The 13,912-nt window shown below is 60.5% G+C and carries 9 protein-coding genes; 5 read left to right on the top strand and 4 right to left on the bottom strand.

Annotated features, from left to right (window positions below; genetic code table 11):
- Positions 1-218: 218 nt before the first annotated feature.
- Together RBB49_RS12405 and RBB49_RS12400 are read left to right on the top strand one after the other, a co-directional pair.
- Positions 219-1,940 (top strand): AMP-binding protein, encoded by a 1,722-nt coding sequence (locus RBB49_RS12405; RefSeq protein ID WP_306143107.1) that lies wholly within the window; start codon positions 219-221, stop codon positions 1,938-1,940.
- Positions 1,941-1,943: 3 nt separating this feature from the next.
- A complete protein-coding gene (locus RBB49_RS12400) occupies positions 1,944-2,825 on the top strand; it encodes a bile acid:sodium symporter family protein (RefSeq protein WP_306143106.1) in 882 nt (293 codons plus the stop codon).
- 102 nt (positions 2,826-2,927) lie between these two features.
- On the opposite strand, the gene RBB49_RS12395 is transcribed toward RBB49_RS12400, so the two are convergent.
- The 3 genes from RBB49_RS12395 to RBB49_RS12385 form a co-directional block, all read right to left on the bottom strand.
- Positions 2,928-6,092 (bottom strand): hypothetical protein, encoded by a 3,165-nt coding sequence (locus tag RBB49_RS12395; RefSeq protein WP_306143105.1) that lies wholly within the window; start codon positions 6,090-6,092, stop codon positions 2,928-2,930.
- 51 nt (positions 6,093-6,143) lie between these two features.
- Positions 6,144-6,626, bottom strand: a complete 483-nt coding sequence (locus RBB49_RS12390) for a toxin-activating lysine-acyltransferase (protein ID WP_306143104.1) — start codon at positions 6,624-6,626, stop codon at positions 6,144-6,146.
- Between the two features lie 630 nt (positions 6,627-7,256).
- Positions 7,257-8,420, bottom strand: a complete 1,164-nt coding sequence (locus RBB49_RS12385; protein WP_306143103.1) for a M20 aminoacylase family protein — start codon at positions 8,418-8,420, stop codon at positions 7,257-7,259.
- 280 nt (positions 8,421-8,700) lie between these two features.
- Here RBB49_RS12385 and RBB49_RS12380 point away from each other — a divergent pair, with 280 nt between their 5' ends.
- Genes RBB49_RS12380 through RBB49_RS12370 form a run of 3 tightly spaced genes read left to right on the top strand, consistent with a single transcriptional unit; the run spans position 8,701 to position 12,160 of the window.
- A complete protein-coding gene (locus RBB49_RS12380; RefSeq protein WP_306143102.1) occupies positions 8,701-9,357 on the top strand; it encodes a TetR family transcriptional regulator C-terminal domain-containing protein in 657 nt (218 codons plus the stop codon).
- Positions 9,358-9,359: 2 nt separating this feature from the next.
- Positions 9,360-10,559, top strand: a complete 1,200-nt coding sequence (locus tag RBB49_RS12375) for a pyridoxal phosphate-dependent aminotransferase (RefSeq protein WP_306143101.1) — start codon at positions 9,360-9,362, stop codon at positions 10,557-10,559.
- Positions 10,547-12,160, top strand: coding sequence for a 5-guanidino-2-oxopentanoate decarboxylase (locus RBB49_RS12370; protein ID WP_306143100.1), 1,614 nt, complete (start codon positions 10,547-10,549; stop codon positions 12,158-12,160). The genes RBB49_RS12375 and RBB49_RS12370 overlap by 13 nt, the downstream gene beginning before the upstream one ends.
- Before the next feature lie 44 nt (positions 12,161-12,204).
- Here RBB49_RS12370 and RBB49_RS12365 read toward each other — a convergent pair whose 3' ends face one another.
- Positions 12,205-13,803: a GMC family oxidoreductase gene (locus RBB49_RS12365; RefSeq protein ID WP_306143099.1), complete on the bottom strand. Its 1,599-nt coding sequence runs from the start codon at positions 13,801-13,803 to the stop codon at positions 12,205-12,207.
- Between the last annotated feature and the right edge of the window lie 109 nt (positions 13,804-13,912).

Below are 13,912 nucleotides of genomic sequence, written 5' to 3'. Positions count from 1 at the left end.
ACTCTGTTTCCAGTCCGTCCCCCTACTCATTCTCCCCCACCGACCTACCTACGGTCTCCAGACCACCCGCTGCATCCGGGCACCTCGTCCGGCACCGCCGCATCGGGTCTGCAGTGGACCTGTGAACATGTGAAAGTGGGTGTCGCGTTAAGGTGGGGGTGCCGTTAAGCTGGTCAGAAGCAAAACGTGGGCGACAAGGTGGGGGCCTGGAGGAGCGTGTGACGACAGACGAGCGGCCATGGACCGCGTTTTACGGGCCGGAGATGCGGACGGATATCGAGGAGGCGTCCTACCGGACGATCCCGGACCTGATCCGGTCGGCCTCCGGCACGTTCGGCCCGGCGCCGGCCTTCACCACCGTGATGCATAACGGCATGAACGGCACGCTCACCTTCGAGCAGGTGGACGAAATGTCCGATGCCTTCGCCGTCTACCTGCGCGAGGTCGCCGGACTTGTGAAGGGTGACCGGGTGGCGGTGCAACTGCCCAACGGGCTGACTTTTCCGGTCGCCGCCTTCGGCATTCTGAAGGCAGGCTGTGTGCTGGTGAATGTCAATCCGCTCTATACGGCGGAGGAAATGGCGCGCCAGTTCCAGGATGCCGAACCCAAGGCACTGGTGATCGTCGACATGTTCGCTGACAAGATCCCGGCGGCGACACGCGGCCAGCCGATCCCCAACATCATCGTGACGCGCGTGGCGGAGTTCTTTCCCGTCCTGCCGCGCGGGATCATCGGCCTGGTGCAAAAATACTGGGACCGCTCGGTCCAGCCGATCGATGTCTCGCATATCCGTTTTCCGGACGCGCTTGATGCCGGGCGGGCGCAGCTTGGCCAAAAGCGCATCGAGGTCGATGCCTATCATCAGCAGGTCTCCCCCGACGACACTGCCTGCCTGCAATATACCGGCGGTACAACAGGCGTTGCCAAGGGCGCGATGCTCAGCCATCGCAACCTGATCCTCAACATGGAGCAGACGCTGGAGATGATCCCCGTTTTCGAGCGGGGCAAGGAGGTTGCGCTGACCGCGCTGCCGATGTATCACATCTTTGCTTTCACTTTGAATTTGCTGGCGTTTTACTGGATTGGCGGGCGCAATATCCTCATTCCCAATCCGCGGCCCCTGAGCAACCTGAAACGGGCCTTCGAGAATTACAGGATCACCTGGATGAGCGGCGTGAACACGCTTTTCAACGGGCTCAACAACGAGCTCTGGTTTCGCGACAGCCCGCCAAAATTTCTGAAGCTTGCCTCCGCCGGGGGCATGGCGCTGCAGAGCGAGGTGGCAAAGCGCTGGGAAGAGGTGACCCAAAGACCCGTCGTTCAGGGATACGGGCTGACGGAAACCTCGCCTGTGCTGTCCTTCAATCCGGTCGGCAAGGCACGCGACGGGGCGATCGGCATCCCGCTGCCGTCAACGCTGATGCGCTGCGAGGATGATGACGGCAATGTCGTCGCCCAGGGCGAGCGCGGCGAGATCGCGGTCAGAGGGCCGCAGGTGATGTCGGGTTACTGGAACAAGCCGGAGGAAACCGAAGCCGTCTTCCGCAACGGCTGGTTCCTGACCGGCGACATCGGCGTGATGGACCCTGACGGCTATTTCACCATTGTCGACCGCAAGAAGGACATGGTCGTGGTCTCCGGCTTCAATGTCTATCCCAACGAGGTCGAGGACTGCCTGACAGCACATCCGGGGATCTTCGAGGCGGCGGTGATCGGCGTGCCGGACGAGGCAACCGGAGAGGCCGTGAAGGCCTTTGTCGTCCTGACCGACAAGAGCCTGTCGCAAGGCGATATCCGAACCTACTGCAAGACACACCTGACCGCCTACAAGGTGCCCAAGATGGTGGCCATGCGCGAGCAATTGCCGAAGTCGATTGTCGGCAAGATCCTTCGAAAAGACCTGCGCGCCGAAGAGATGCGCACGAGCGAGGCGGAGTAAGCCATGGTCGGACCCCTGGAACAGGCCCTACTGGCGGCGATGATCTTCGTCATCATGCTGGGGATGGGCGCTTCGCTGACACCGCGCGACTTCCTGCTGGCGCTGCGCCGGCCTTACGGGCTCGGCATCGGGGTTGTGTCGCAATTCGGCTTCATGCCGCTTATCGGTTTCCTGATGACGATTGTCCTTGCGCTGCCGGCACCGATCGCGATCGGCCTCCTGATCGTTTCGTGCATGCCGGGCGGCACGACATCGAACATCTTCACCTATTTTTCCAAGGGGAACCTGGCGCTTTCCGTCCTGATGACAGTGACTTCGACCGTGTTCGGCGTGGTGCTGATCCCGCTGGTGCTGCTGGTCTATGCCTCGGCGCTCGATCTTGAAATCCCGCGCGAGAACATTATCGCGACGCTGGTGATCCTGCTTGTGCCGGTTGCCATCGGCATGACCCTCAGGCGGGTCAATGCGAATGCGGGTGCGGTGACGGAGTTCTTCGGGTCGGTGCTGGCGCTGGTCTTCATCGCCTTCATCGCGATTTCCTGGATCCCGCGCAACTGGCAGTTCCTGATGACGACCGCGCCGTCGACCTATTTCGTCGCGATCATGCTTGGTGTCTTCGGCATCACCATCGGCTATCTGTTCGCGCGGGCGCTCAAGCTGCATCCGCGCAATGCCCGGACCGTGGCGCTGGAAACCGGGATCCAGAACGCACCGCTCGGCATTGCCATCATCGTGCTCACCTTTCCGGGCGAGCAGCAGCAGCCGATCATGGCGGTTGCCGCGCTCTATTCCCTCTTCATCGTGATCACGTCGACACTGGTGACGCTGATCTTCCGCCGGGCGAATACGGCCGCTGAACAGAAAATGGCGGACAGCCTGCTATAGAATGTGGCCTCATTCATGAGTGCGTGCTCTGGGCGTGCTCGCGAAAAAAGCCACGCTGCGCGGGCAGCGTGACTTTCATTCTACGTCAACCATGGACGCCGATCAGAGGAAGCTGAACTCGTCCGGAACTTCAGGGGTCTGGAAGGCGAAGACGCTTTCGGCGAGATCGCCTGCCGTGCCGATGGCACCGCCGACCAGCGGCAGACTGGAACCGGCATCAACAATGGTGTCCATCCAGCCATCGAACGCAGCCGCGAAGGCCTGCTCGGTTGAACTTTCCGCGCTGAGGGCACCAAAGTAACCGTCGAAATCGATCAGGCCGGCATTCGGATCGTCGAAGCTGGTTTCGAAATCGTCCAGCGCCTCGATGCCGGTGTCGCCGGAGCGGTCCGCCCAGGTGAAGATGAACAGCCCGTCGTCGAAGGCCGCGCCGATATCGATGTCCTGGGTGCCGTTGTCGCCGACGATGCGGAGCGTTTCCACCTTGGTGGCTTCCTCGTGCATGTTCTTGATCCGGACGCTGCCGCCGTCGCCTTCGATCACCAGGTCCTTGCCGCCTTCAACGAAGAACCGAAGATCGCTGGCATCCATCTCGCCGGCATTGCGCAGTTCCAGAACATCCGAGCCACCGCCGCCACCGGAAATGGCGTCCAGCTTGTCGCTGGCAAAGCCGACAAAGTCGCCAAGTTCGCGGGCCGCGTCGAGTCCGGCCTCGTCGACATCCATTTCACCCGTGGAACCAAAGGTGAAGAGGTAGGTGTCGTCGCCCTTGCCGCCGACGGCGTCGCCGCCAGCCTCGCCGCCGGTGAGGAAGTCGTTGCCGTCGCCGCCGAAATACTGCGTCTTGGAATAATCGAGGATCGAGGTGATCGTGTCGTGGATGCCTTCAACGGCTTCCTTGGCCACGTCGACAACCTCGCCGACCGCTTCGACGATGTCGTCCAGCGGGTTCACCGCATCCAGGAAGTCCTTGACGTCGTCGACCTTGCCGTTGATGTCCGACAGCGCGTCCGTTACCGACAGGTCGAAGGGCAGCAGCGATGCGGCATCGGAGCTGTCGCCCGATCCGAAGTCCGGCAACTGCGGGAAGACGGCCGACCAGAACAGGTCGGAGAACGCGCCGGTGTCGATCAGCCAGTCGCCGCCGTCCTGACCGAAGACGAAGTTGGTTTTTTCACCGGTCATCATCATCAGGTCGTCGCCGGTTCCGCCGAAAGAGAAGTTGAAGGAGCCGCCACCGAGGAAGATATCGTTGCCTTGCTGGCCCATCTGGAAGCCGAGATCGCCTCCCGTGTTGAAGAGGTCGCCGCCGTCACCGCCGAACTGCAGGTTCAACGAAGGCGCATTTTCGAGCATCTTGTCCTTGAGGCTCTGCTTCTTGGTATCGTCGGACCCTGTGGTCTCGGTTTCGGTCGTGGTGGTTTCCGTGTCCTTGTTGTCGTCTTCCTGCCCGTCCTTGTTTTCGTTGCTCTTTTCGGTGATCTTGTCCTTGAAGTGATCGATGAAGGCCTTGAACGGGTCGGCTTCGCCGTCGCCGCCACGGGTGATCATGAAGTCGGTCGCATCGCCGCCGAACTGCAGCTGGACACCGGCATCCTTGCCGCGCTCCAACGCGACCATCACATCGGTGTCGCCGCCACCTTCCTGGACGTTGACCCGGCCAAGGCCGATCATCAGGTCGGTGCCGTCACCGCCGGACTGCAGGTTGCCTTTGCCGCCGCCGAGAAGTACGTCGGTGCCGCCGCCGCCGGCCTGGACGTTGCCCTTGCCGGCACCGATCGCGATGTCGGTCTCCGAGCCGCCGAGCTGAATGTTCAGTTCGCCGCCCGCCAGCATGACGTTTGTGCCGTCGGTGCCTTTCGAATTCGCGTAGTCGGCGAGCTTGTCCTTGGCCGCATCGAGATCGAAGCCGGCGAGATCGACGCCGTCCGGGATGGTTGACCAGAGTTCCGCGCCGAACTGGACGTTGCCCTTGCCGGCACCGATCAGCCAATCGTTGCCGGTGCCGCCGATCTGAATGTTGGCGCCGCCGCCGGCAACGAGAATGTCGGCATCGTTGCCGCCATACTGGACATTGGTGCTGCCGACAGCGACGGCGAGATCCTCATCATCGCCGCCCACCTGAACGTTCAGGCTGCCGACGGCGAACATCTTGTCCTTGCCGTCCTGGCCAAGCTGGACGTTGGTCTGACCAGCAGCCAGCAGCAGGTCGTCGCCGTTGCCACCGGACTGGATGTTGAGATTGCCGATGCCGACCATGGTGTCGTTACCATCGCCGCCCCACTGGAGGTTCGCGTTGCTGACCGCAACCATGGTGTCGTCGCCTGCTTCACCGCTCTGACTTGTCGCCAGAAGGGCGCTTGCGATCATCTTGTCGTTGCCGGTTCCACCGAACATGACATTGACGCCGCCGGCGCTGACCATGTGGTCGTCGCCTGAATCGCCGAAGACCGTGTTGACGCCGCCGACAGCAGTGATCGTGTCGTTGCCTTCGTTGCCCCTCAGGACATTGGTGCCGCCTATGCCCTTGATATTGTCGTCGCCGGTGCCGCCATGCACGTTGTTCACGCCGCCGATGGCCTCGATCGTGTCGTTGCCGCTTTCACCGTAGATGTTGTTGAGCGCGCCGCGGCCCTTGATGGTGTCGTTGCCGCTGCCGCCGCGCATGTTGTTGACCGCGCCCCAGCCTTCCATGTAGTCGTTGCCGCTGCCGCCATACATGTCGTTATGGGCACCGTAGCCGTAGAGCGAATCGTTATGTGCACCGCCGTCCATCTTGTTGGACGCGCCGTAGCCATAGAGCTTGTCATTGTGGTTGCCGCCATACATCTCGTTGCGGGCACCGTGGCCGTAGATGCGGTCGTTGTGATCACCACCGCTCATGTAGTTGTAGGCACCGGTGCCTTTCATGTAGTCGGCGCCGGAGCCACCCCACATCTTGTTCTTGGCGCCGTAGCCGTACATGGAATCGTTGCCGGAGCCGCCGGACATGGAGTTGTAGGCGCCGTAGCCATACATCCGGTCGTGGCCGGAGCCGCCATAGAGGTAGTTGGATGCACCCCATGCCTTGATGAGGTCGTTGCCAGATCCGCCGTCCAGCTTGTTCCAGGCACCATAGCCATAGACGGTGTCGTTGCCCGAACCGCCGAGCAGATGGCTCTTGGCGGCATAGCCGTAGAGCTTGTCGTTGCCGCTGCCGGCATTCTTGTAAACGCTGATACCATAAAGCTTATAGGTCTGGTGGATTGATTTTTTCGAACTACCCATGGGTCAAATTCCTTGTCCAAGCGATTGTTAAAACGATTACTTTTTTGAAAATCAGGCTGCGAAGCGGGAGGAGGGAGCAACCTTGTCTCCGTCGGCGGTCAGGCCGGCGAACTGCACGATGCGGCGCGCGTCGCCTTCCGGCGAACGGCGCACGGCCTTGAAGGCGATGCCGGGGAAAATTGTCCGGACCAGATCCCTTGAGGCGGCGAAGCCATCACCGAAGGGAGCGACGAGATCCATGACCACGGGCCGGTCTCCGCAGGCCCAGTCTTCCGGAGCCAAAGGCTCGTCATCCTCAAGGACGGTGCGTTCGGTGCCTGCATCCAGGTAGGCCCAGGTCGCCAGCGCAACCGCGACGCCGCCGCGGCGCCAGATCCTGAACTGACCCAGGCGCATCGGCGGAAGGATCAGGGCGCCGAACTGGTCGATGCTGCGCGACCGGTAAAGGTCGCAATGCGCCATCAGCGCGAGGCTTTCCCCCAGCAGCGCAAAGTCGGGCAGGCCATTTTCTTGCGTATCAACAGTCACGTTCATTGTTCTGCTCTCTTTCCTGCACGCGGCGTGTATTGAGAAAAGGCCGCACGTATCCGTTCCGGCGGTCGCTTGCCGACCGGCGGTTTATGTCCGGGAGGCTGGATCCCTGATCCCGCATCCGTTTGAAACCACATGCAAATTCGCAGCAGCCAGCGGCCGCTGAATTCGTCAGTCAGGCCGCTGCAGCAGCCAGGTCGTCAATTGGGGGAAATTCCGGACGAAGTGTCCTGTGCAACAACTCTGAGCCCCCGTCACCTGCAGGTCAGCTCTTTGAGCACCGCTTCGTGACAAGATGACCTTGGGTCATTTTTGGTTAATCTGTAGTGATGTGCGTCACTAAAGAATTATTATCAATAATTTTTGGCGTGATTGAGGTCACAAAGTAATAAAATTTTACTTTTATTGTGATATTGATCACTCTTGGAAATAAATATTGTGTTTTTGCTTTGTGATTTCAATCACATTATCAATTTTATTGATATTCATTCATGAATTATTCAATAATATTCAAGAATCAAATCTTCTGTTCTGCGTGTTGCTGCGAAGCAAGAGTGGTCGCAGCCTATCAGACAAGTTTGCAGGGCCCGAGCGCTGCCGGTTGGCGCAAGAGCGAGCCCGGTGGACCGCGTCTCAGTCGCGCGCGAGGAAATCCTCGACAAGTTCCGTCCAGAATGCTGCGCCGATCGGCAGGGCATCATCGTTGAAATCGTATTTTGGATGATGGAGCGGCGGATCGTTTTCGGTTCGGGCCGTTCCGAGCAGGAAATAGCAGCCGGGCCTCTCTTCCAGAAAGTAGGAGAAGTCCTCGCTGCCCATGATCGGGTGCTGCATGTCGTGGACCTTGTCGCTGCCGGCGAAGCTTTTTGCGAAACTGCGCACGTAGTCCGTTTCGGTTTTCGGATTGATCAGTGGCGGATAAAAACGCTCATAGTCGATCTCAACCTGCATGCCGTAACTTGCCGCCTGACCTTCGGCGACCGTTCTGACCCGTTTTTCCAGGTTGTCGCGCGTATCCGCATCGAGCGCGCGCACCGTCAGGCACATCTCGGCACGTTCGGGAATGACGTTGCTGGCATTGCCGCCATGGAATGTGCCAACGGTGATCACCGCGGGCTGTGATGCCTGCGTGTTGCGTGAAATGATCGTCTGGAGCGCCATGATGATGCTCGCGCCGCAGACGATCGGGTCGGCGGCCAGATGCGGCTCGGCGCCATGGCCGCCCTTGCCGACAATGGTGATCCTGCATTCATCGGCAGCGGCCATCATCTCGCCCTCCCTGAAGGCAAAGCTGCCGAAGGGCAGGGAAGGCTCGTTGTGAAGGCCAAATACGGCATCGCAGGGGAACCGGTCGAAGAGGCCGTCCTCGATCATCAGTTTGGCGCCGCCGAAATTTTCTTCGGCCGGCTGAAAGATCAGATGAACGGTGCCGCTGAACTGCCGTCTTTCCGCGAGCATTGCGGCCGCCCCGAGCAGCATCGCCGTATGGCCATCATGCCCGCAGGCGTGCATGTGGCCGGGGTGGGTGCTGGCGTAGTCCGCGCCGGTCTGTTCCTCAATCGGCAGCGCATCGAAATCGGCCCTGAGACCGATGCTTCTTTCACCGTCTCCATTCCGCAGTGTCGCAACGATCCCGGTCTTTGCGAGCCCGCGTGTCACCTGGTAGCCGAGCCTTGCCAGCTCTGCCGCGACGATGTCGGAGGTCTTGAATTCCGACAGGCCGATTTCCGGGATGGCATGAAGCCGGCGTCGCATGGCAACAAGGTCGGGGTCGCGGTTCTGGGGCTGGAAGGTCATGTCTCTCTACTGCGAATTGGGTTGGTTCCTCATGGCGGGACCTGTGTTCCGCCTGTTTTGCCGAGGCGCTGCGATCCAAATGTGACGCGCAGTTTTGCACTTGCCTGCTTGTTATTCAAGCGTATAATAAGAGCTATCCAGATCGAATATCGACTTCATTCACAAAGGACGTTTTGCTCATGTTGTGCGGTGGCGAGCGCGCGTTTTGGAGTGCATTTACACCACCGTGCGAAAGTGTGTGCGTCCTCCATTTGACGTGTGGCCTTGGGCGGGTCTTGCGATGAGCCGCCGCTCGTTTCATCGCGCCAGCGAGGCTGACCGGCGCAGGGACCTCATTGCCGCGACCCTGGACTGCATCGCAGAGACCGGCCTGGAAAACGCGACCGTGCGTGAAATCGCTGCGCGCGCGGGTGTCACGCAGGGGTTGATCCGGCACTATTTCGTCAGCAAGGATCAGATGCTCCACGCCGCCTATCGCGACCTGATGGCCGGTCTGATCGGCGGTGTCATGGATGCAGCCGAGGGTGTCCATCCGACCGCGCGGGGCCGGTTGCGTGCGTTCATCGTGGCAAATCTGAGCACGCCCGTCGCTGACGCGAAACGGCTGTCCCTCTGGGCGGCCTTCATCAGCCGTGTCCGCGTCGACCCCGTCTTCGCGCAAATTCATCTGGAAAGCTACACGGCGTTCCGGTCCGTGCTGGAAGATCTCGTCACGGATGTGCTGAAAGAGGCGGAACGCGATCCGGACCCGGCCACCTGCCGGGAACTTGCCATTGCCATCAACGGGCTGATCGACGGCCTCTGGCTTGAAGGCACGCTGGCAGGTGAACTCTTTGCAGACACACCTTTATCCGACATTGCGATCCGTTCCGTTGAAGCCCTGCTCGGCGGGATCTGCCTGGACGCAAATCCTGCTCCTCCAATTCGAAAGACCTGACCATGCGTTACGCGTCGATAACCGACCGACTTGCCCACCTGGGTTCGGGCAAATGGGCCGTGCACCTGAAGGCACGGGAAATGGCGTCAAAAGGACTTCCCATAATTGAGCTGACGATCGGCGAGCCGGATATCCGGCCCGACGAAGCGCTGCTCGATGAGGCCAGCCGGGCAATGCGGGAAGGGCGCACGCGCTATTCCAACGGGCGTGGAGAGCCGGGTGTCGTTGCTGCGCTTGTGGAAAAATACAGTCAAAGACAGGCCGGCGTCGGTGAAGGCAACATTCTTTGTTTTCCAGGTACGCAGACCGCGCTCTTTGCTGTCATGCTCGGCCTCGTGGAAGCCGGCGATGCGGTTCTTGTGTGCGACCCGCTCTATGCGACTTATGAAGGCGTGATCGCGGCGACGGGTGCATCCATGGTGCCAGTGCCCTTGCGTGCGGAGAAGGGATTTCACCTTCAGGCCACCGATCTGGATCGTTGCGTGACGCCGCAAAGCAGGGTGCTGCTACTGAATACGCCGCACAATCCGACAGGGGCAACGCTCACGCGGGAAGAACTCAAGGCGATTGGCGAAGCCTGTATCCGGCATAATCTCTGGATTGTGTGCGATGAGGTCTATGAAGAGCTGATCTTTACCGGCGAATTTGCATCGCCTTTCGACCTGCCGGAACTCGCCGAGCGTACGATTGTCGTTTCATCGATTTCCAAATCGCATGCAGCACCCGGCTTTCGCTCGGGCTGGGCGGTTGGACCGCAAGAGTTCTGCACGCGTCTTCTGGCCGTTTCGGAAACCATGCTGTTCGGCGGGCAGCCCTTTATCGCAGACATGACCGCGAAGGCCCTGACGGAAGAATTCGATACCGCTGAGCGTATGCGTGCGCTTTATGCACGGCGCGCGGCGTTGATCATGGACCGGCTCGGCGGACACAACGCGCTGCGGCCGATGATGCCGGAGGCCGGTATGTTCCTGCTGATCGATGTCGGAGCGACGGGACTGGACGGGACCGTCTTTGCGGAGCGGCTGCTCGAGACGAAGGGGGTCGCCGTGATGCCCGGTGCGTCCTTTGGTGATCAGGCAGAAGACTACATTCGCCTTTCCCTGACAGTGCCCGACGATGTTCTTGCAGAAGCGCTGGACCGGATCGCAGCATTTTCCGACAACCTGGACAAAGACAAGGGCACGCAAAAATGGGCGTCGTGACAAAAACGGTCGGCGAAGCGCTGATCGACATACTTGAAGCCAATGGCGTGGACGTCGTTTTCGGGATTCCGGGCATTCACACCGTCGAGCTTTACCGGGGGCTTGCGGCATCGGACATTCGCCATGTCACACCGCGCCACGAGCAGGGTGCGGGTTTCATGGCCGACGGCTATGCGCGCATGACCGGAAAGCCCGGTGTTGCGCTTCTGATTACCGGGCCAGGTGTCACCAACGCGATCACTGCGATGGCACAGGCCTACCAGGATTCCGTGCCGATGCTGGTGATCTCGGGTGTCAATGCCCGCGCGAGCCTCGGGCACGGCGAAGGCTGGCTGCATGAATTGCCCGATCAGCGTGCGACGATGGCGAGCGTCTCCCGGATGACGCATACGCTGCACGAACCGCGCGATCTGCCGGTGGTCATGGAACGTGCCTTCTCTGTGCTTCAGTCCAGAAGGCCGGGGCCGGTGCATATCGAGATCCCGACCGATGTCATGGACAATCCCATCGAGGTGCAGGCTTCAGCGGCGAGGAAACTGAGCGGACCGCGCGCGGCCTCGTCTGATGTTGCCGTGCTGGCGGAAAAATGCCGGGGCGCGAAGGCCCCCGTAATTCTATGCGGCGGTGGGGCCGTCGCATCCCCGGAAAAGATCAGGAAACTGGCACAGTGCATCGACGCACCGGTTGTCACCACGGTCAACGCCAGAGGTCTGCTCGCCGGCGATCCGCTTTCCGTGCCTGCAAGTCCGAGCCTCGCCGCGGTCCGCGCGCTTCTGGCGGCGTCCGACACCGTTATCGCGCTCGGGACGCAGATGGGACAAACGGATTACGACATGTATGCCGATGGAGGGTTCCCGGAATTAAGAGATCTGGTGCGGGTCGATATCGATCCGGACCAGCTGACGCGCGGTCCTGCGGCGTCTCTTCGCATCCTTTCCAGTGTGGAGTTGCTGCTCGATGACCTTCTGCCCGAACTGGAAGATCGCAAGGTCGACAGGGAGGGCGCTGCTAGGGCAAAAGCGTGCCGGGACGCGGCCTTGTCCGGCCTGACCCCGAAGATGCGGACCGAGATCGGCTTGCTTGAGACGATCCGGGATAGCCTGCCGGGCTGCGTTATTGTCGGCGATTCAACCCAGGCGATCTATTCGGGCAATCTTTTCTTCGAGGCAGGACGCCCGAAAGGCTGGTTCAACGCCGCGACCGGTTTCGGTGCGCTTGGATATGGGCCGCCATCGGCTATCGGAGCAAGCCTCGGCGAACCGGATACGCCCGTTGTCTGCCTTGTCGGGGATGGCGGGTTCCAGTTCTCGCTTGCCGAAATCGGGTCCGCAAGGGACTGTGAAGCGAACGTCATTTTTCTTGTCTGGAACAATGACGGCTATGGCGAGATCGGCACCTACATGATCGAATGCGGGATCGAGCCGGAAGGCGTTACGCCGTCCGCACCCGATTTTCTGAAGATCGCCGATGCCTATGGCGTCCCATCCATACGGCTGGACGATGTCACCGAGCTAGCGTCGGCGCTTCAGCGTTTCGCAGACCGGAAGGGACCCGCCCTGATCGAGATCCACGAAACGAACACGCGGGGCGCGACGGCGTAGTCCCCTGAAGCCGAAGGTCAACTCACGCTAAGGTTTCCGCGGTCTCACGCAGCATTCGCGCGGATCAGGTCCGAGGCCTTCTCGCCGATCATGATGGCAGGCGCGTTGGTGTTCCCCGACACGATCTCGGGCATGATGGAGCAGTCCGCAACGCGCAAACCCTCGATCCCGTGCACCTTCAGTTGCGGGTCGACCACCGAACCGGCATCCGTTCCCATCTTGCAGGTTCCGGTCGGGTGATAGATCGAGACGCTGTTCTGGCGTGCCCAGTCGAGCGTTCCCTCGTAGTCGTCCATGTCGAGGGTCGCCGTCGGGCGGAATTCCTCGGCGATCTTGGAGGTGAGCGGAGCGTGGCGGGCAATCTTGCGGGCAATCTTGACCCCGTCGACAATCGTCCGGCAGTCGGTCTCCGTTGACAGGTATTTCGGAATGATCTTGGGATAGCTGCGCGGGTCGGGACCGTCGAGGCGGATCTCACCGCGGCTTTCCGGGCGCAACTGGCACACCGACATTGTGAAGGCAGAGAAGGGGTGTACGCCTTCGCCGGGCGAATCTGCAGACCAGGGCTGAACGTGAAACTGGATGTCAGGCGTTTCCAGTTCCGGCCGGGTCTTCAGGAAACCCGTCGCCAGACTGGCAGCCATCGTCATCGGACCAGCCCGGAAGAGAGCATATTTCAACGCGATTCGCGCCTGGTTGAAGAGGCTCCGGACTTCATCGTTGAGCGTTGGCTCGTTGCACTTGAAGACGAGTCGTGCCTGCAAGTGATCCTGAAGGCCCTGACCGACGCCGGAAAGTTCGTGCACCGGCTCAATGCCGTTCTGGCGCAACTGGTCCGGATCACCGATGCCGGACAGCATCAGGATCTGAGGAGAATTGATCGCACCGCCGGAAAGGATGACTTCGCGCCGGACGGTGATCGATTTTTCGGCTCCGGATTTGTCCCTGTAGGTGATCCCGGTGACTTTCCTGCCATCCATATTGATCCGGCTGACGAGGGCATGGGTGATGATCTGGAGGTTGTCGCGTGCGCGCGCCGGATTGAGGAAGGCAACCGCGGAACTGCATCTGCGCCCGTTTTTCGTGGTCAGCTGAAAATAGCCGACGCCTTCCTGCGTTGCACCGTTATAGTCCGGATTGTAGGGGTATCCCGCGGTCTGCGCGGCAGCGACCCAAGCATCGCAGATCGGCCGTTGGATGCGCATGTTCGAGACGGAGAGCGGTCCGCCTGTTCCGTGAAATTCGTCGGCGCCGCGTTCCTGATCTTCCGAGCGTTTGAACAGGGGCAGGACGTCGTCCCAACTCCAGCCTTCATTGCCCATCTGACGCCAGCGGTCATAGTCCTCCTTCTGGCCGCGCACATAGAGGAGGCCATTGAGGGAAGACGACCCGCCAAGCACTTTTCCACGCGGCCAGTCGATCGACCGGCCATTCAGCCCCGGATCGGGTTCCGTCTTGTAACACCAGTCGACGGCCGGATTGTGCATGGTCTTGAAGTACCCGACCGGAATGTGGATCCAGGGGTTTATATCCCGGCCACCGGCCTCCAGCAGGATGACCTTGTTGGAAGAATTTTCGCTCAGGCGATTGGCGATAACGCAACCGGACGATCCGGCCCCGATTACGACGAAATCTGCCTCCATTTTTGGTCTCCCAATTATTTCTTTGAAAAAAGCCTATGCAAAAAGGACAAAATAAACTAGCCTTTTTTGAAACAAAACGTCTCAAAAATTGCGAACTGGGAGGAAGCAA

Origin of the sequence: Roseibium sp. MMSF_3412 (assembly GCF_030733265.1) — a bacterium.
In the GTDB taxonomy this organism is placed as follows: domain Bacteria; phylum Pseudomonadota; class Alphaproteobacteria; order Rhizobiales; family Stappiaceae; genus Roseibium.
Note: the sequence above shows the minus strand (reverse complement) of the source record. Positions and strands in the feature narration are given on the sequence as shown.

Bases quoted from the DNA above. Each gene is read 5' to 3' on its own strand.
- RBB49_RS12400 (WP_306143106.1), top strand. From the start codon at position 1,944: ATGGTCGGACCCCTGGAACAGGCCCTACTGGCGGCGATGATCTTCGTC.
- RBB49_RS12395 (WP_306143105.1), bottom strand. From the start codon at position 6,092: ATGGGTAGTTCGAAAAAATCAATCCACCAGACCTATAAGCTTTATGGT.
- RBB49_RS12390 (WP_306143104.1), bottom strand. From the start codon at position 6,626: ATGAACGTGACTGTTGATACGCAAGAAAATGGCCTGCCCGACTTTGCG.
- RBB49_RS12385 (WP_306143103.1), bottom strand. From the start codon at position 8,420: ATGACCTTCCAGCCCCAGAACCGCGACCCCGACCTTGTTGCCATGCGA.
- RBB49_RS12380 (WP_306143102.1), top strand. From the start codon at position 8,701: ATGAGCCGCCGCTCGTTTCATCGCGCCAGCGAGGCTGACCGGCGCAGG.
- RBB49_RS12375 (WP_306143101.1), top strand. From the start codon at position 9,360: ATGCGTTACGCGTCGATAACCGACCGACTTGCCCACCTGGGTTCGGGC.
- RBB49_RS12370 (WP_306143100.1), top strand. From the start codon at position 10,547: ATGGGCGTCGTGACAAAAACGGTCGGCGAAGCGCTGATCGACATACTT.
- RBB49_RS12365 (WP_306143099.1), bottom strand. From the start codon at position 13,803: ATGGAGGCAGATTTCGTCGTAATCGGGGCCGGATCGTCCGGTTGCGTT.